Origin of the sequence: Spirosoma oryzicola (assembly GCF_021233055.1) — a bacterium.
In the GTDB taxonomy this organism is placed as follows: Bacteria; Bacteroidota; Bacteroidia; order Cytophagales; family Spirosomataceae; genus Spirosoma; species Spirosoma oryzicola.
Genome location: NZ_CP089538.1, coordinates 1,182,321 through 1,198,512, shown reverse-complemented (window position 1 = coordinate 1,198,512; position 16,192 = coordinate 1,182,321). Strand labels below are relative to the sequence as shown.

Sequence of the window (16,192 nt, the reverse complement as noted above, 5' to 3'; positions counted from 1 at the left end):
TGTCAGCGTTCTTAACACTATCAATCTGCCGCTACCTATTTAGGAAAATACAGTCGGAACGTGGTTCCGTGACCAACCTGACTTTCGACATCGATCGAGCCTTTATGGCTATTGATGATGTTTTGCGTGGCCGTCAGCCCGAGGCCCATTCCACCCGACTTACCTGTAAAGAAAGGGTCGAACAGGCGTTTTCGATCGGCTTCGCTGATCCCACCGCCATTGTCTGTTACTTCTACACAAACGCGACTATCCTCCGAACAAAACGTACTGACTACCAACACGCCTTTACCTTCTTCCATGGCCTCCACGGCATTGATTAGGATATTGAGCAACGCGGTTTTTACCTGTTCTCTGTCGAGCAGTGCATTACAATCGTCATTCGAGAAATGAACTTCCAGCCGCATCCGCTTTAGCTTGATACGGTCACTGATAAGTTGCAGCGTTGATTTTACAACACCGTTGAAATCCTGCCGACGCCGTTCGAGTTCACGAGGTTTCGACGAGTTAAGCATCTCAGTAATCAGCTGCCCGATACGGTCCACATTCCGGCCAATGATATCCGTAAACATGGTTACGTATTCATTCTCGGTTTCCAGCTCGTCTTTGAGTTGTTCCAGAGCCAGACTCAGGTTGGTTAACGGGTTACGCACTTCGTGCGCGATACTGCGGGCAATTTTACCCGTCATGGTTAGCTTTTCGGCCAGAATCAGGTCCTGCTGCGCTTTTTTCTGATCGGTAATGTCCCGCACGATCCCTTGATACCATTCAGGCAGGCCAGCCCGGTCCTCAACGGCCCAGACCGAAATCAGACAGATACGCTTACGACCATTCTTGCTGATAAGCGTTGTTTCGAAATCCTTGATCTGACCGTATTCGCGAACGTTGAACCGTAACTCGCGCAGGAAGTTCAGGTCGGTAAATAGGCGGGCGGGATTTAGTTTTCGTAACTCATCGCGACTGTAGCCAAGCAAACGTTCTACAGAAGGGTTTGCATCCTGAAAGTGAAGCTGTTCGTCAGCCACGAAAATGGCATCGATTGATCGTTCAAAAAGCGAACGATATTTGTTTTCCTTCTCGGCAACTTCGGCCAAGACGCTGGCTTGCCGGAGCGCATAACGAATACTACGCCCGAGCAGTTGGGCATCAATGCGTCCTTTTACCAGGTAATCGGCGGCACCCAGTTCAAGAGCCGATTGATCGACGGTCAGATCGTCCTGACCCGTCAGCAAAATCATGGGAGCCTGACACCCTAACCGGAAGGCTTCCTGAATCAAATGGATTCCTGTATGATGCCCCAGCCGGTAATCGACCAAATAAACATCATGGTCGTTCTGCTCCAGCGCTTCCAAAGCCCTGTCGTAATTATCGACCCAGTCAAGTTTAATATTTGCGTTTTCCCGCGCCGACACAAGCGCCCGGGTCAACATGTAATCGTCCTCATCATCTTCAATCAGGAGAACGCGAATAATGTCTTTTTTAACAGAAACGTCGAGTGCAGAATCAGCAGTCATAGAATTCTCGGAGTGTAGTCCATACGATCAGTTGTCCACTAGCAGCAAATGCCTTACTTGCCGGTAAATGTCAGTATGATCACTTAGGGCAGTTTGACAGTATCCATCCAATAGGTCTTCAGGGCGCCAATCATTTCAACCAGTCGATTAAAATTAAAGGGTTTCGTCACAAACGAATTAACGCCAAGATTATAGGTTTTGATCACGTCCTCGTCCGTAGATGATGTCGTCATAACGACCACAGGCAACCGACGGAGTTTAGGATCATCTTTTATTTCACTGAGTGCCTGAAACCCATTTTTGCGGGGCATGTTGAGATCCAAAATCAACAAATTCGGCCAGGGGACATTCTGGTTACTATAACGTCCTTCCTGCCTCAAATATTCCATCAATTGTTCACCGTCCTCAACAAACTCAATTGTCTGATTATAGCCATTCTGCCGCATCGCTTGCTCGAGGAACATGCGATCATCTGCATCGTCGTCGGCAATAAGAATAGTCATCACGGTAGGCTTTCGCTGCATGGATTCAATCGAGTTAAGCAGTTACGGAAAAGTACTTTCTGTCAATTCCTACAAAACGGTAGGTATCGTAAACTGAGCGAGCAGAAAAACGGTCAACTAGGTAAACTGTATTGTCGTGATTTTCCGCCTACTTACAATCGCTCAAAAGTAAAAAAAAACTATCATCTATAAGGTTTGTAGGAAACAAAATAATCGCGTTGAGCCCTTAATTGAGTATTCGTATCCGTTGTAAAAAGCACGCAAAAAAGTTGGGGTGATAGCCGGGCTTTGTAAGCTATTCTTCGTCGTGCCAAAATAACCTCGTCGATGATTGTCTGTCCTAATCCTGTACAGCGCTGTTTTCCTTTTTTGATCGAATTGTTCCCCATTTTGTGGAAGACAATCCGCAAAATAGCAGACCATACAAGCAGATAAGCGGCACCCCTCTCACGCGCGAGCAACCAATGAGCTGACTTACAATCTATTGCTGAATAATCGAACGTTTGTCTTCAGATTTTGGCACGAATTTTTACGATGAAGTGAGGCAACAGGACGTGTTCCTGCTTTGTAATCCAACATTCAAACACGATGAAAAGCTCACTGCGTATTTTAGCAACGGCTGCTGTTTTAACCATTGGTGCGTTCGTATCTACTTCCACGGCTACACTGGCCCAAGGCCGCGTCCGGGCCGGGATCAAAGGCGGTTTGAACGCTAGCTCCCTGTACTATGATAGCCAGGGTGTCCAAAACAAAAACGAACGTATTGGTTTCCATCTTGGTGTGTTTGCCCAAGCTCCTATCGGCGAGTTTTTTGCCATTCAACCAGAACTTCTTTACACGACAAAAGGCGCATCTGCTGACTACAATGTTGTTGGCTTTAACGGTAAAAATACATTCCGACTTAATTACGCAGAACTGCCCGTCTTGGCTACTTTCAAACTAGGTCAGGCTGTTGAGCTTCAGGCAGGACCGTATGTGTCTTATCTCCTGAATTCGAATGTCAACTCGAACGGTGATTTTGGAACGGGTACATCGGCCATCAATCGGGATAATTTCAACAAAGTCGACTATGGCCTTGCGGGTGGACTGAATGTTTACTTCGGGAAAGCATTTATCGGAGCTCGTTACGCACAAGGCTTACAAAACATTGCGAATAGCGGAGCGGCTCGTACGGTCTTAGGCAACGCTAAAAACGGCGTGGGTCTGTTATCGGTAGGATTTAGCTTCAACTAAAATAACAATTCCTGCTTGATTGGTCATAGGCTATCGGTAGCGTATAAACCAGTCAAGCAGGAATTTGATTATAGGAACTATAAATGGATATCGTACGCCTTTAGTTTATTATACAGCGTTTTACGATCAATATTAAGGACCTCTGCCGCTTTTGTTTTGTTGTACCCTGTTTTTTCAAGGACTTTCAAGATAGCAGCACGCTCAGCATTTTCCGAAACAGATTTCAGATTGGCAGCTGATTGACTGATAACCGGAACACCAGGCCGGGCTGGGTCATAACTTACTTGAGCAGTTGGTACACTTTCGGGAGCCAGATACTGTGGCGATATAATCTCCTGAGGTAATACATCAACCTCGATGTAATCGCCCTGAGTTAGCAGTACGGATCGCTTAACTACGTTTTGTAATTCACGCAGGTTACCGTGCCAGAAATATTCTTTTAGTTTATCCTTGGCTTCGTCATTAAACCCGATGATATCCTTCTCGAGTTGCTGATTTGCCAGTTCCAAGAAATGCTCCGCAAAAATCATAATGTCTGCCTTCCGTTCACGTAGTGGCGACAAGTGAATTTCAAACTCAGCAATCCGGTGGTATATATCTTCCCGGAAACGTCCCTGCCGCACTGCATCACGAAGGTCTTCGTTTGTAGCAACGATAATGCGAACGTCTACCGCAATATCCTGGTTTGAGCCAATGCGACGGATTTTACGCTCCTGCAATACACGCAGTAGTTTAATCTGGTTATCGTAGGAAAGGTTACCAATTTCATCGAGAAATAACGTTCCCCCGTTAGCAAACTCAAAACTACCGGCTTTGTCGGCCATCGCGCCCGTAAAAGCACCTTTGACGTGACCAAACAGCTCACTCCCTGCCAGGTCTTTACTCAACGCACCACAGTCGATAGCGACAAACGGTTTATCAGCCCGCTTGCTTTTCAAGTGAATGGCACTCGCGACAAACTCTTTGCCCGTTCCGGTTTCACCGGTTATAATCACAGACATATCGGTCGGAGCGATCAGATCGATGTGCTTTTGAAGCTGTTCTGCTACCCTGCTTTTACCAAAAATAAACCGCTTGCCATTAGGCGCTACCAACGCCTTACTGGTGGATGTTTTAGAAGGAGTTGCTTTTGTGGGCGTGGTTCCAGAAGCAGCGGGAGTAACTGACGGCTCGACGGCAGCACTTAGAGACTGACTCCGCCGTTCGAGCGCGTTCTTGATTGTATGAAGAATTTCGTCCGGGTAAAGCGGCTTCGTAACATAGTCATACGCGCCGTGCTTTACCGTCTGAACAGCTATCCTTACGTCGGAATAGCCGGTTATAATAATAACGGCTGTAGAGGGGTTCAGCACCTTGATTCGGCGCAACATCTCCAAGCCGTCAATATCAGGTAATTTAAAATCACAAATAACCAGCTCGAAGGTCTCTTTTCTTAACAGCATGAGACCATCCTCACCCCGTTGGACCGACGCCGTTTTATACCCTTGCTTGCTCAAAAAACGTTCGAGAAGCAGGCATATATCATTGTTATCGTCAACGATTAAAATCTTTTCCATGAAGTAGTAGCAGCCGATTCAGGCAACCTATGCCAGATAAATAACGAACGAAAAGACGAGAAAGGTACTTATGGCTGCACAAACAAAGTTACTCAAACCTGAATGGTTTGCAAAGCCTGCTCGACCGAACGGCGGGTAAAGGGTTTACCAACAAAATAGTCAGCTCCTTGCTCGGTAGCTCGACGGCGCTCAGCCTGTCCATCAAAAGCACTTATCATAATAATCTTGGCTTCTGACTGATCTTGTTTGATATATGGTAACAGATCGAAACCTAATCCATCTGGCAGGTTTAGATCCAAAAAAATCGCGTCGAACTGCTGACTGTTCAAACATTGGCGACCATCTTCAATAAAATGGGCGCAAGTCGGTATGTATCCTAATTTTCTTAATAAACCCGACAATAATAAACAAATATCTGCCTCGTCATCAACAATTAGAACCCGCTTTGTAGAGGTAACTGGATTCATTATAGTCGGCCTAAAATTCGGTCTGGTGCTAACTCCCATCATCGCTTTACTCCAATTAATAAAAGGGATTGCTTTGGACATACTACATGAAATTTTATGCCGAAGACTAAACAACACCCTATAATCGCGTAGTTATACTTAGTAAAGTCCAGATAATGGGGTCATTAGGCTTATTAATCGGTACTAAAAACAGAATTAGTAGGATCTACGCTCAGTAAAACAGATCAACATAATGGGCTGTTTTTCCCCGTTATTTCTACAATTGTGGATTAAATTCCACACTGCGACAACGCTCGTTTATAGGTCCGTTAACTTCTTTGTAATTTCTGGATTGATACTACAGTCTCATTTACAAGCGAGTAAGTTTGTTTTAACCCCATTCTGGTAGTTTCCGTCTTTTTGGCACACATTTTTCTATTAGAAAAGACGAATGCGAGACAATCAATCTGATTTACTCAATTAACGTTATGGGAAGCTTGCTGTACACGATAGCCGTGGTGTTAATAATAATCTGGCTCTTAGGTTTTTTAGGCTTTAACAGCTTTGGCCTAGGCAGTTTAATACACGTCTTACTGGTTATCGCTGTCATTGCAGTAATCCTACGCCTAATCCAAGGAAGAGGGGTTTAAGGCACACTGAAGTTGGTTACCTTTTAGGCCAGATTGTTCTGGTTACAATATACATAGCATACCTAATGAGGTTGTATATTTAGGTGGTTTCATTTTAGGTTAAGTACAAGTTACGGTGGGTACGGAATCCCTGCACCAATTTGAGTGTAGGGATTTTTTGTTTTGTTACCCTTATGAGACTTAACAAACCTTCGTGGGTAAACGCGCATTGGGTGAGGAACTATTGGCCCCCTTTGTGGAAAAAATACCCCATTGCCGCTGCGCACAATAGCTATCAATCCTATAGGTAATCCATTATTTGTCAACAACTTACCCACATAAAGTTGTTCTGGTATAGAATTTTCTAGCCTAACGTCGAAATGCTTCACTCACTAAATCAAGTAATCATGAAATCGTTACCAGGAATTTTAGTGGGATTAGCCGTAGGTGCCATTGTCGGCGTATTGCTAGCCCCAGAAAGTGGTAAAAAGACCCGTAAACGGATAACTTCTGAATCGGATTCGTTTTTCAAGGACTTACAGGATCAGTTGCAATCTGGTTTAGACAATATTCGCGACCAGTACAACGACTATGTTGATAGTGCTTCTTCTAAGACGCAGGACGTAGTTAGCCAAGTAAAGCGTAAGGCAAAGCACTAAACTGTATTAACATTCACTAATCACCTAAAAAAGCAAGATAATGAGAAGCTCAAGAGATTTTTTAACAGGTATTATCACTGGTGTAGTTATTGGTCTTTTAACAGCTCCAAGAAGCGGTAAAGAAACCCGCGAGAAGCTGACTGAGGAAGCTAACAAGCGGACTGGTGACCTGAAAGATCAATTGCAGAAAGGCGTTTCACAGGTGAAAGAAGGCTTCGAACAAGCAAAATCGCAGGTGAACCAGTATGCTGACAAAGCAAAAGAGCAGTATGGTCAGTATAAAGATCAGGCTCAAGATGCGTTTAGCCGGGAAAAAGAAGATTTAAAGTCACAATACAATAACAAGGTCGATCAGCTTGCTGATGACGCGCAAAGCGGTGTTGAACACTCGAAAGACGCGTTTAAGGCATAGTCAACTGACTTGTTAAATTTTTCAGAGAGTTGTGGTCATTGATCACAACTCTCTTTTTTTATGAGTAATCTGGTTTCAATAAAACACGTTCACTTTAAATGTAAAAATCTAATAATCAACAGCTTATATAAATTTAATCAAGTATAACCCAGTACATCTACCCTGGTATTTACCCATAGGCATTTAACAGCCTTTTAATTCGCGTTTAAGCGCCGTTTAATCGGCACTGATGACCTTTGTTGTTGAAAAATGTACGAACATTCTTTCAACATGATTCTCCGCTTAGTAACGACTTTTGTTTTTTCAATACGCACTGTGCTGATCGTATGGCTAGCTCTCTTTCTATCGATGAGTTTTTCCGAAGCGCAAACGCAAGTTGCCTCTTCTGTACTCCCTGATACAATCAGATTAACGTTAGCGCAAGCCGATGAACAGTTTAAAGCGCATAATCTGACAGTCCTGGCTACTCAGCTGGGTATCAATGAAAACAAGGCATACGAGATTCAGTCGCAACTGCGAGTCAATCCGGCGGTTTACGTCGAAACGATGCCGTATAACCAGCAGACGAAGGAAGTATTGCCTTTTCGGCAAAGCAGTGCTCAGCAGGTCGTACAGGTCCAACAACTAATCCGGCTGGCTGGGAAGCGAAACAAGCAGCTTGCCATTGCCAGAACCAATACCGAACTGGCTTCCGACCGCTTTTACGACCTCTTGCGTACGCTGACGTACCAGCTTCATACAACCTTTTACGATCTATACTACACTCGGCAGACGCTGAATGTATATAACGAAGAGATTGCTACGCTTCAACAGACCGTGTCGCTCTACCAGCAGCAGTATAGCAAAGGAAACGTACCGCTGAAAGATTTGACCCGCCTGAAAGCTTACCTATTTAGCTTGACAACCGAGCGGCAACAGTTGCTTAGCAAGCTAATCGATGATCAGGCTGATCTGACGGTCTTATTGAATACAAACCCGTCGGTTACAATTCAGCCAATTATAGGGTCTGGCCTTATTAACCAGTTTTCTGTGAATACCCTGAACTTGAGTCGTTTATTTCAACTAGCGGACCAGCATCGTTTTGATCTGAAAGGCTACCGCGATCTGGCGAAGCAGGAAGAGCAGAACCTGTCCTTACAGCGAGCAATGGCCGTTCCCGATCTTACGCTTCAAGGCACGTACGACCGTAATGGCAGCTATATACCAAACTATTTTGGAGTTGGGGTAGGTATCAATCTACCGGTGCTCAACAAAAACCAGGGTAATATCCAGGCGGCAAAGGTACGTATCCAGAGCAGCCAGCAGACCGTAAACGCGTATACCCTGCAAGTCGATAGCGACGTCGAACGGGCGTATGCCAAAGCACAACAGACGGAGCAGCTCTACCGTACGTTCGATCAACAGTTTAACGACGATTTTGGGCGCTTGATCGACGGAGTGACGACAAACTACAAAAAGCAAAATATTGACGTTGTTGAGTTCCTCGACTTTTTTGATTCCTACAAAAGCAGCCAGGTTCAATTCGCTCAGCTCCAGAATAACCGTATGCAAAGTCTCGAAGAAATAAGCTTTGCCGTAGGTACTAACCCCTTTCAAAACTAATCCATGAAAAAACATTCATTTATATCACCCTGCTCCCGGCCTCTTCAGCTCACTGACCGGCTGGGTTTAAGTACCGACAGACCAATAGCAGCGGCTTTTGGCTTTCTGGTTCGTTCGTCGGCCAGTGCCAGACTACGGCAGCGCGCTGTAGCGGCTGTAGCGGGTCTTTTACTGATGAGTGGGCTAAGCAGTTGCGGCTCGTCGGCTAAATCAGACGACGTGACGGCAACGGAACGTCACGAAACAAACCTGTTGGCGACGGCCCAGTATGATACAGCCCGGTTGGAAAACGCAGTCAATGAATTAAACCTGACGGGCAAGATTACGTTCAATCAGGACCAGGTCATTAAAGTGTTTCCCCTTGTCGGCGGCCATATCGAAACGATCAAGGCGGACCTGGGTGATTTTGTAAAAAAAGGACAAACGATGGCCATTATACGGTCGGGTGATTTGGCCGATCTGGAACAGCAGGGTATCGCGGCTCGTGGCCAGCTATCCGTTGCACAAAAGAATTTGCAGGTGACCGAAGACATGGCCAACGCAGGCTTGAGTTCGCAGCGGGAGTTGGTAGCTAGTAAAGAGCAACTTCTGGCTGCCAAAGGTGAGTTGAAACGGGTCAACGAACGGCGGCAGATTCTGGGTGGCACGGGTTCGGTTTACATCGTGAAAGCCCCCATGAGCGGATTTGTAGTCGAAAAAACGGCGTCGCCCGGTATGGAACTCCGCTCTGACGATCCCGAAAATTTGTTTACCATCTCAAACCTTGATCGGGTGTGGGTCATGGCAAACGTGTACGAATCCGATCTATCAAACGTACACGAAGGCGATCCGGCCACGATCACCACCCTCTCCTACCCTGACAAGGTATTTCATGGTCGCATCGACAAGATTTTTAACGTGCTTGACCCGGATAGCAAAACGCTGAAAGTGCGTGTCACACTTAACAACGCAGACTACCGCTTAAAACCTGAAATGTTTGCCAATGTGAGTGTTACGTATGCTGGCCGCGACAAACGTGTCACGATTCCGGCAGGATCCGTCGTTTTCGACAAGAACCGTAACTTCGTTGTTGCTGTCAATAAAGACAACCAGCCTATCGTGCGCGAGGTCAATATTTACAAAACGGTGGGTCAAAAAACGTTTCTATCCGGCGGCCTAACCCCCGGCGACCGCGTGGTTACCGCCAATCAACTGCTGATCTACAACGCACTAGGCAACTAGTCGAATTGCGTATCATACAGCTTGGAACGGCTCTGCGCGGCAGGGTCGTTCCAAGCTGTTCGTGTTTACTTTAGCCCAGCGGCACTACCGTTGAATTCTTTACTTCCGACATCACAAAAAAGCTGCTGATGTGTAGCGTTCCGGGTATCACTGATAACTGATCCTGATGGAAACGATTGTATGTTTCCATATCCCGGCTAATAATCTTCAGCAGATAGTCGAAAGAGCCCGATACTCGGTTGCATTCCAGCACCTCCGGCAAGCCACGCACTGCGGCTTCAAATTCAGCAAAAGCGTCGCGCGTTTGTCGATCAAGCGTTACCTGACAATATACCATCAGGATATTCCCCAGCTTCTTTTTGTCAAGAATTGATACGTAGCGGTCAATAACGCCTTCACGTTCGAGCCGTTTGATGCGCTCGTGAACCGGTGTTTTTGACAGATTGATTCGTTGCCCGATTTCCTGAATTGTCAGTCGGGAATTTTCCTGCAAAAGAGCCAGTATTTTGTGATCAATCGCGTCTAATTGTACCATGACGAATTTTTTACGCTACAGGCCCAAATTTTAGCTATCGTTTAGACTATTTTCCCACAGCAGAACCAAAAATAATCCTTATTTCCTGATTAATCAGGTGGACTCAGAAAATAAAGCCATTTGATCTACCTTTGCAAAAGTTAATCACCAACATTTTAAGTCCCAAACGTCATGGTTATTGGTGTTCCGAAGGAAATCAAAAACAATGAAAACCGCGTTGCTCTGACACCAGCGGGTGTTACCGAACTTCGCAAATACGGCCACACTGTATATGTACAGGTCAACGCTGGCGAAGGCAGTGGCTTTGAGGACGAAGAATACATTGCAGCGGGTGCTACGATGCTTCCAACCATCGAAGAAGTATACGGCATTGCTGAAATGATCATGAAGGTCAAGGAGCCAATTGCGGCTGAGTACGACCTGATCAAAGAAGATCAGTTACTGTTCACCTATTTTCACTTTGCTTCGTCGGAAGAACTGACCCGGGCCATGCTGGCGAAAGGTGCTGTTTGTCTGGCTTACGAAACCGTTGAGCGGCCCGATCGTAGTTTACCGCTTCTGGTGCCTATGTCGGAAGTAGCGGGTCGGATGGCGGTTCAGGAAGGAGCAAAATACCTCGAAAAACCCCTGAAAGGACGTGGTATTCTACTCGGTGGCGTTCCAGGCGTAAAACCTGCCAACGTTTTGATTCTGGGTGGAGGAATTGTCGGTACGCAGGCGGCCAAAATGGCGGCTGGCTTAGGCGCTCACGTTACGATCATGGACGTTAGCCTACCCCGGCTCCGTTATTTGTCGGATATCATGCCACCGAACGTGCAGACGATGATGTCGAACGAATACAATATTCGCGAGATGATTAAGGTTTGTGACCTGATCGTTGGTGCGGTATTGATTCCGGGTGCAAAAGCACCACACCTCATCACCCGCGATATGCTGAGTCTGATGCGAGCGGGTACAGTACTGGTAGACGTAGCCGTCGATCAGGGCGGTTGCATTGAAACCTGCCGTCCTACAACGCACGAAGACCCGACATTCATCATCGATGGTGTTGTGCATTACTGCGTAGCGAACATGCCGGGTGCGGTTCCTTACACGAGTACGGTTGCGCTTACCAACGCTACCTTGCCTTACGCTTTGCAACTTGCAAACAAAGGATGGCAGCAAGCTTGCCGCGACAACATGGACCTGCAATTGGGACTTAACGTGGTTGATGGCAAAGTGGTGTACCAAGGCGTTGCTGATGCCTTCGGACTAGAACTTACGCCAGTGAGCCAGGTATTGATAGAAGAAACGGTTTAAGCTACGACGGTCAACGATTCTTTTTTTGCCGGTTGAGCTTTGTTTACATATTACCCATTCATCGACAGACGTAGGTCGCTCTTTCATAGAGCGGCCTTTTTTTTCGCCACAGAAAGAGTGGCTACCCCAAAAGCTGCTTTACCAGCACTGCCCATTCATCCTCTAAGGTTCCGTCAAAAAAAGAGGCTCCGGCACGACGGTACCAATAACCAGCGTTGAAGCGATCACCTTCTTTGCGATGTAGGTAGGCATGGAGACGGTCGTAGGCTTTTTCGCCTTCGCGAGCTTGCGCAATCTCATGCGCTTGTTCCCAGTCGCCGTTCGCATCGTACCAAAGCGCTTGTACCAGCGGAGGCAAGTCCGTTGGTGGTTGTGGCTGGTCGAGTGTAGCCGTAAACTGATCAAATGTCATATCCAGGAGAGATTGTTCAGGTTATCAATACCACGAATCGCGTAGGATACCGTTGAGTTGTTCGTAGGGAACCGTCACTTCAATCGGACCGACGGCGTAAGCGGCTATTTCGTACGGATTGTAATAAAAGATCAGTCCACCCCGACCCACTGCAATGTTGGCAGGCAGAAAAAACTGACCGTCGCGTAGGAAGTAACCCCGTTCTTCAAGATTGTATTGCGGTAGCAGATCCTGCTGTTTCCGAAACGCTTTTTCGACGACACCCAGCAACGCGGTGGTATCGGAAACCAGATCGTTTAGCGCCAGCGTCCTGCCCGTTTCCCGATCAAAGGTATAAAACGCCAGGTTTGAGTTCGGATGAGCCCCGCCGGTATAGGCGTACGTTTCGACCTTGACGGTAATGGCATTTGGGCTGGTATAAACCGTGTCAGCCGTAGTTTTCAGTTCCCAGCAACCGCCCAGCTTATCCATATCCTTCATCATGGCTTCGTAATCGGCAGCGAACAGGGTTGCTGCTTTACTGATATCGGTACGGGCTTCGGGGTTGCGGGCAACGGTTGCGCTATCGAGCCAGCCTACAATACTGCCAACGCTGATGTGGCGCATGCTGTCATTGATCGTTCGAGCCACCTGCGAGTCTTCTTTGAGCAAGAAGTACGATACAGACACATCAACACCTTTGTTGAGTGAGGTGTCGCACTTACTTTCTCCGGTGAGATCGTACTGTTTGCGATCCAGCTCCGGTGGTCCCAATTTAAACCGATTACAAGCCGCAAAAAAAACTGTTGAACCGCAAAGCAACGCTGCGAAAAGATACTTCATGCAGGGAGTAAGTAATAAGTTGAGTAATTGGTTTACTGAGCAATCCGATGCATGAACGATAGTCTTGTCAATTGACCTACCCACGAACCAATGAAAAGGGCCTCACTACTTACAAACTTAATAAATCTTTAAATCGTATTGCCTGCCGGCGACTTATTTCAATTTTATCCCCACCGCGTAATGTCACCAGCAATCCCCCACTAAACCAGGGTTCAATCTTTTCAATCCATTGCAGGTTGATAATATGCTTGCGGTTTGCCCGGAAAAAGGTGGCTGGATTCAGCCGATCTTCCAGCGCGTTGAGCGATTTGAGCACCAGCGGCTTTTGATCGTCGAAGTACAACCGGACGTAGTTGCCCATCGATTCAAACAAACGCACTTTGCCCAACTTTACAAACCAGCATTTCTCTCCGTCTTTCACAAATACCTGATCGTTCTCGCCCAGCACTTTGGAGGCAATACCGGCTATCGAATGCCCCTGAACTTCGCTGGCGTGTTGCTGTTCCTCTTCAACGCGATGAATGGCTTCCGAAAGGCGAGCTAATTCAACCGGCTTGAGCAGATAATCAAGCGCATTAAACTCGAACGCCTTAATCGCGTATTCATCATAGGCAGTCGTAAAAATCACCTCCGGCGTTTTACCTTCTATGGACTGTAGTAACTCAAACCCGTTTTTACCCGGCATTTGTATATCCAGAAACAGCAGTTCAGGCTCCAGATCATCAATCATGGGCAAGGCTTCGTCGGCATTAGCCGCTTCACCGACAATCTGAATTTTGGGAAAGTTTTCCAGCAGCCGACGCAATTCATTACGGGCCAGGCGTTCGTCGTCGATAATCAGGGTTTTCATAGATGTGTTTGCGGTTTATAGCGTATTGGCTTGTGGATAAGGTACCAATCGATGCTCTTAAAGCCTTTATGCGATAAACGATAGTAGTTCTTAGTTTTTTAATTTAGCCGCTTCTTCTCGGCGTCTGAACATCCCTTCCGACTGGGTTGGAATGCAGATTTCGGCGCAAACGACTGGCCCCTCGAAAGGGTTGTCTTCTTCCTGAAAAATATGAAAGGTAGCCTCGGGGCCATACAGCAATTCGAGTCGTTGCGCAGTATTCGCCAAACCAAAACCGCCCGATGCTTCCTTATCGCCCAGAACGCCGGTATTTCGGATAATGATATGCAGTTTATCCGCAACGATAGTCGATTGTACCTCGACAAAGCCCCCACCGACTGCCGTTGATACCCCGTGCTTGATGGCATTTTCTACCAGCGTTTGGAGCATCATCGGCGGCACCTGCCAGAATAGCGTCCGGCTGTCCAGTTCTATGCGGGAAGTCAGGCGATCTTCATAGCGGACTTTTTCGAGAGCCAAATAATCTTCTACTGTCTTGATTTCTTCGCGCAGCTCAACCGTTTTCCGGCGGTCGGCCAACAACGAATTACGAAGCAGATTGGAGAGTTGCGTGATGCCCTGCTGCGCTTTGGTCGGGTTTTCGTACACCAGCGCCCGAATGCTATTCAGTGCGTTGAAGACAAAGTGCGGATTAAGCTGCGACCGTAACACCTTTGCTTCGGTTTCCCGAATACTGGTTTTGAGCAAAATACGCTCAATTTCAGCGTTTCGGTTTTCTTCAACGTAGTGATAGGCCGTATAGCTAAGCACCCACGCAAGCATGTTCTTACCCCAGGTGAGTAGATAACCGATCGTCGGCCAAGGCTCTTCGATGAAGTATTGAGGGAAAAGCCGCCGATCGATGGGAATGTTAACCAGCGTCATGATCATGGCCAACACCAGTACCGACAGAAGTACGCGCGGTACGAGTTGAAAGAACGGAAGTCGCACCCAGTTCCAGCGCCGGATCATCAGGCGGTAAAGGTGCGTCAGGGTAATGCCCAGAAAAATATTCGCGATGGCCAGATACAGGGCTTCCGGGTCAAAGCCTGATTCCAGTACATAAGCCAGGTACTCCACCAGGATGAGGAGCGACCAGCCAAATAACTGGCAAAACCAATATATATTTTGTTTTGACGTGCTCATTCCATTTATCGTCCTTTTTCGGACAATAAGCGAATGTACAAGATTTTAAGGCAAAAAGCGGGAGAACTACATCAAAGGAAGCGACAAAGGAGGAAAGGGAGAAAAAACGGATAAAGGCCGCAGAACCATCTACCGCCTTCTTCCTTCTATATCCGTTTACGCATCCTAAGCCAACGCCAGCGTCAGCAAGTGTGATGTATCGTTCGCAATTTCAATCGTAAACGCTGCCGTATCGTAATCATACTGAAGCTTATACAGGCACAAATTGCTGTGTTCAAAGTGATCCATCATCGACAAAGGCCGATTGGTAAGCCAGCAGAGCAGAATACGCATGGCTCGTCCGTGCATAGCGACCAGGACGGTTTCTTCATCGGGATGCGATAAAATGCTATCGATAGCCACTTTCTGACGACTGACCACCTGGTCGGGACTTTCGCCCCCGTCGGTGGGTAACGCCGTATTACCAGACGACCACGCATCGATCAGATTGCGGTAATACTCGTTATCGATATTGCCCGGAACCTTACCTTCCATAACGCCCCAACTGATCTCGTTGAGACCCGTCAGCTTCTCGAACGGAATACCCAGTTCGATAAACGGCTCGGCCGTTTGAAACGTCCGTCGAAGACCGGAGATATAAATTTTCTGGAAAGGAACATGCTGATAGGCTTGAAAAAAAGCCATCGCCTGCGCGCGACCCATATCGTTCAGATCTGAGTCAACGCCACTCCCCTGCACCACACCCCGCCGATTATAATCGGTTTCTCCGTGGCGAATCAAATATATGGTTTTTTGTTGCAAGCCTTTAGCTTTGTCTTCCGTTGTATTCAAATGCAAAATTAAACAAATTTCGCTGCATTATGAAAGCAGGCTTTGACCTGAGTAACCTTGAGTTTGCCCATGCCGACTCGATTGTTAGACTGTTAGGTATTGAGTTTACAGAAGCGGGCGAAGGGTATCTGACCGCCCGTATGCCCGTCGATGCGCGAACGCATCAGCCGTTTGGCATCCTGCACGGGGGTGCATCGGTCGTTCTGGCCGAGTCGCTGGGCAGCGTAGCCTCGTACATGCTGCTCGACGATCCCGCGAGACAGCGTGCCGTTGGGCTTGAAGTCAACGCCAACCACATCCGTTCCGTGCGCGACGGGTGGGTATACGGACGCTGTACGCCTATTCACATCGGACGGACAACGCACGTATGGGATATCCGGATCACCACCGAAGAAGGCAAACTGGTTTGCGTCAGCCGACTGACGATTGCGATCATCACGGATAAATCGTAATGCCTCTAGCACCGAAACGAGGTGTCGGGTTTTA

At 47.2% G+C, this 16,192-nt stretch carries 18 protein-coding genes; 8 read left to right on the top strand and 10 right to left on the bottom strand.

The window, feature by feature from the left end; genetic code table 11:
• Positions 1 to 35 precede the first annotated feature (35 nt).
• Together LQ777_RS04820 and LQ777_RS04815 are read right to left on the bottom strand one after the other, a co-directional pair.
• Positions 36 to 1,511: a hybrid sensor histidine kinase/response regulator gene (locus LQ777_RS04820; RefSeq protein WP_232561389.1), complete on the bottom strand. Its 1,476-nt coding sequence runs from the start codon at positions 1,509 to 1,511 to the stop codon at positions 36 to 38.
• Between the two features lie 83 nt (positions 1,512 to 1,594).
• On the bottom strand, positions 1,595 to 2,035 hold the full coding sequence (locus LQ777_RS04815) for a response regulator (RefSeq protein ID WP_232561388.1): 441 nt from the start codon (positions 2,033 to 2,035) through the stop codon (positions 1,595 to 1,597).
• 567 nt (positions 2,036 to 2,602) lie between these two features.
• On the opposite strand from LQ777_RS04815, the gene LQ777_RS04810 reads away from it, so the two are divergent.
• On the top strand, positions 2,603 to 3,247 hold the full coding sequence (locus tag LQ777_RS04810; protein WP_232561387.1) for a porin family protein: 645 nt from the start codon (positions 2,603 to 2,605) through the stop codon (positions 3,245 to 3,247).
• 77 nt (positions 3,248 to 3,324) lie between these two features.
• On the opposite strand, the gene LQ777_RS04805 is transcribed toward LQ777_RS04810, so the two are convergent.
• Together LQ777_RS04805 and LQ777_RS04800 are read right to left on the bottom strand one after the other, a co-directional pair.
• Positions 3,325 to 4,803 (bottom strand): sigma-54-dependent transcriptional regulator, encoded by a 1,479-nt coding sequence (locus LQ777_RS04805; RefSeq protein ID WP_232561386.1) that lies wholly within the window; start codon positions 4,801 to 4,803, stop codon positions 3,325 to 3,327.
• A gap of 92 nt (positions 4,804 to 4,895) precedes the next feature.
• Positions 4,896 to 5,351, bottom strand: a complete 456-nt coding sequence (locus tag LQ777_RS04800; protein WP_232561385.1) for a response regulator — start codon at positions 5,349 to 5,351, stop codon at positions 4,896 to 4,898.
• A 386-nt stretch (positions 5,352 to 5,737) separates the two neighbouring features.
• Here LQ777_RS04800 and LQ777_RS04795 point away from each other — a divergent pair, with 386 nt between their 5' ends.
• The 5 genes from LQ777_RS04795 to LQ777_RS04775 all read left to right on the top strand — a co-directional run bounded on the left by LQ777_RS04795 (position 5,738) and on the right by LQ777_RS04775 (position 9,772).
• Positions 5,738 to 5,899 carry a lmo0937 family membrane protein gene (locus LQ777_RS04795; RefSeq protein WP_232561384.1) on the top strand — a complete coding sequence of 54 codons (162 nt, stop codon included), beginning with the start codon at positions 5,738 to 5,740 and terminating at the stop codon, positions 5,897 to 5,899.
• A gap of 386 nt (positions 5,900 to 6,285) precedes the next feature.
• On the top strand, positions 6,286 to 6,537 hold the full coding sequence (locus LQ777_RS04790; protein WP_232561383.1) for a YtxH domain-containing protein: 252 nt from the start codon (positions 6,286 to 6,288) through the stop codon (positions 6,535 to 6,537).
• Between the two features lie 40 nt (positions 6,538 to 6,577).
• On the top strand, positions 6,578 to 6,949 hold the full coding sequence (locus LQ777_RS04785) for a YtxH domain-containing protein (protein WP_232561382.1): 372 nt from the start codon (positions 6,578 to 6,580) through the stop codon (positions 6,947 to 6,949).
• 348 nt (positions 6,950 to 7,297) lie between these two features.
• Positions 7,298 to 8,551: a TolC family protein gene (locus LQ777_RS04780; protein WP_232561381.1), complete on the top strand. Its 1,254-nt coding sequence runs from the start codon at positions 7,298 to 7,300 to the stop codon at positions 8,549 to 8,551.
• 3 nt (positions 8,552 to 8,554) lie between these two features.
• Positions 8,555 to 9,772, top strand: a complete 1,218-nt coding sequence (locus tag LQ777_RS04775; protein WP_232561380.1) for an efflux RND transporter periplasmic adaptor subunit — start codon at positions 8,555 to 8,557, stop codon at positions 9,770 to 9,772.
• A 70-nt stretch (positions 9,773 to 9,842) separates the two neighbouring features.
• On the opposite strand, the gene LQ777_RS04770 is transcribed toward LQ777_RS04775, so the two are convergent.
• Positions 9,843 to 10,307, bottom strand: a complete 465-nt coding sequence (locus LQ777_RS04770; protein ID WP_232561379.1) for an Lrp/AsnC family transcriptional regulator — start codon at positions 10,305 to 10,307, stop codon at positions 9,843 to 9,845.
• A 171-nt stretch (positions 10,308 to 10,478) separates the two neighbouring features.
• On the opposite strand from LQ777_RS04770, the gene ald reads away from it, so the two are divergent.
• Positions 10,479 to 11,606 carry an alanine dehydrogenase gene (gene ald, locus LQ777_RS04765; RefSeq protein ID WP_232561378.1) on the top strand — a complete coding sequence of 376 codons (1,128 nt, stop codon included), beginning with the start codon at positions 10,479 to 10,481 and terminating at the stop codon, positions 11,604 to 11,606.
• 121 nt (positions 11,607 to 11,727) lie between these two features.
• On the opposite strand, the gene LQ777_RS04760 is transcribed toward ald, so the two are convergent.
• The 5 genes from LQ777_RS04760 to LQ777_RS04740 all read right to left on the bottom strand — a co-directional run bounded on the left by LQ777_RS04760 (position 11,728) and on the right by LQ777_RS04740 (position 15,676).
• A complete protein-coding gene (locus tag LQ777_RS04760) occupies positions 11,728 to 12,018 on the bottom strand; it encodes a hypothetical protein (RefSeq protein ID WP_232561377.1) in 291 nt (96 codons plus the stop codon).
• A 24-nt stretch (positions 12,019 to 12,042) separates the two neighbouring features.
• A complete protein-coding gene (locus tag LQ777_RS04755; protein ID WP_232561376.1) occupies positions 12,043 to 12,840 on the bottom strand; it encodes a DUF3298 and DUF4163 domain-containing protein in 798 nt (265 codons plus the stop codon).
• A gap of 109 nt (positions 12,841 to 12,949) precedes the next feature.
• Positions 12,950 to 13,690: a LytR/AlgR family response regulator transcription factor gene (locus LQ777_RS04750; protein WP_232561375.1), complete on the bottom strand. Its 741-nt coding sequence runs from the start codon at positions 13,688 to 13,690 to the stop codon at positions 12,950 to 12,952.
• A gap of 90 nt (positions 13,691 to 13,780) precedes the next feature.
• Entirely contained in the window at positions 13,781 to 14,875 is a 1,095-nt protein-coding gene (locus LQ777_RS04745; protein WP_232561374.1) for a sensor histidine kinase, read from the bottom strand.
• A 165-nt stretch (positions 14,876 to 15,040) separates the two neighbouring features.
• Positions 15,041 to 15,676 (bottom strand): histidine phosphatase family protein, encoded by a 636-nt coding sequence (locus tag LQ777_RS04740; RefSeq protein WP_232562799.1) that lies wholly within the window; start codon positions 15,674 to 15,676, stop codon positions 15,041 to 15,043.
• A gap of 59 nt (positions 15,677 to 15,735) precedes the next feature.
• Between LQ777_RS04740 and LQ777_RS04735 the strand changes: the two genes are divergently transcribed.
• Complete coding sequence (locus LQ777_RS04735) at positions 15,736 to 16,158, top strand: hotdog fold thioesterase (RefSeq protein WP_232561373.1); 423 nt, start codon at positions 15,736 to 15,738, stop codon at positions 16,156 to 16,158.
• Positions 16,159 to 16,192: the final 34 nt, after the last annotated feature.

Coding starts and splice junctions, on each gene's coding strand:
- LQ777_RS04820 (WP_232561389.1), bottom strand. CDS start 1,511: ATGACTGCTGATTCTGCACTCGACGTTTCTGTTAAAAAAGACATTATT.
- LQ777_RS04815 (WP_232561388.1), bottom strand. CDS start 2,035: ATGCAGCGAAAGCCTACCGTGATGACTATTCTTATTGCCGACGACGAT.
- LQ777_RS04810 (WP_232561387.1), top strand. CDS start 2,603: ATGAAAAGCTCACTGCGTATTTTAGCAACGGCTGCTGTTTTAACCATT.
- LQ777_RS04805 (WP_232561386.1), bottom strand. CDS start 4,803: ATGGAAAAGATTTTAATCGTTGACGATAACAATGATATATGCCTGCTT.
- LQ777_RS04800 (WP_232561385.1), bottom strand. CDS start 5,351: ATGTCCAAAGCAATCCCTTTTATTAATTGGAGTAAAGCGATGATGGGA.
- LQ777_RS04795 (WP_232561384.1), top strand. CDS start 5,738: ATGGGAAGCTTGCTGTACACGATAGCCGTGGTGTTAATAATAATCTGG.
- LQ777_RS04790 (WP_232561383.1), top strand. CDS start 6,286: ATGAAATCGTTACCAGGAATTTTAGTGGGATTAGCCGTAGGTGCCATT.
- LQ777_RS04785 (WP_232561382.1), top strand. CDS start 6,578: ATGAGAAGCTCAAGAGATTTTTTAACAGGTATTATCACTGGTGTAGTT.
- LQ777_RS04780 (WP_232561381.1), top strand. CDS start 7,298: ATGAGTTTTTCCGAAGCGCAAACGCAAGTTGCCTCTTCTGTACTCCCT.
- LQ777_RS04775 (WP_232561380.1), top strand. CDS start 8,555: ATGAAAAAACATTCATTTATATCACCCTGCTCCCGGCCTCTTCAGCTC.
- LQ777_RS04770 (WP_232561379.1), bottom strand. CDS start 10,307: ATGGTACAATTAGACGCGATTGATCACAAAATACTGGCTCTTTTGCAG.
- ald (WP_232561378.1), top strand. CDS start 10,479: ATGGTTATTGGTGTTCCGAAGGAAATCAAAAACAATGAAAACCGCGTT.
- LQ777_RS04760 (WP_232561377.1), bottom strand. CDS start 12,018: ATGACATTTGATCAGTTTACGGCTACACTCGACCAGCCACAACCACCA.
- LQ777_RS04755 (WP_232561376.1), bottom strand. CDS start 12,840: ATGAAGTATCTTTTCGCAGCGTTGCTTTGCGGTTCAACAGTTTTTTTT.
- LQ777_RS04750 (WP_232561375.1), bottom strand. CDS start 13,690: ATGAAAACCCTGATTATCGACGACGAACGCCTGGCCCGTAATGAATTG.
- LQ777_RS04745 (WP_232561374.1), bottom strand. CDS start 14,875: ATGAGCACGTCAAAACAAAATATATATTGGTTTTGCCAGTTATTTGGC.
- LQ777_RS04735 (WP_232561373.1), top strand. CDS start 15,736: ATGAAAGCAGGCTTTGACCTGAGTAACCTTGAGTTTGCCCATGCCGAC.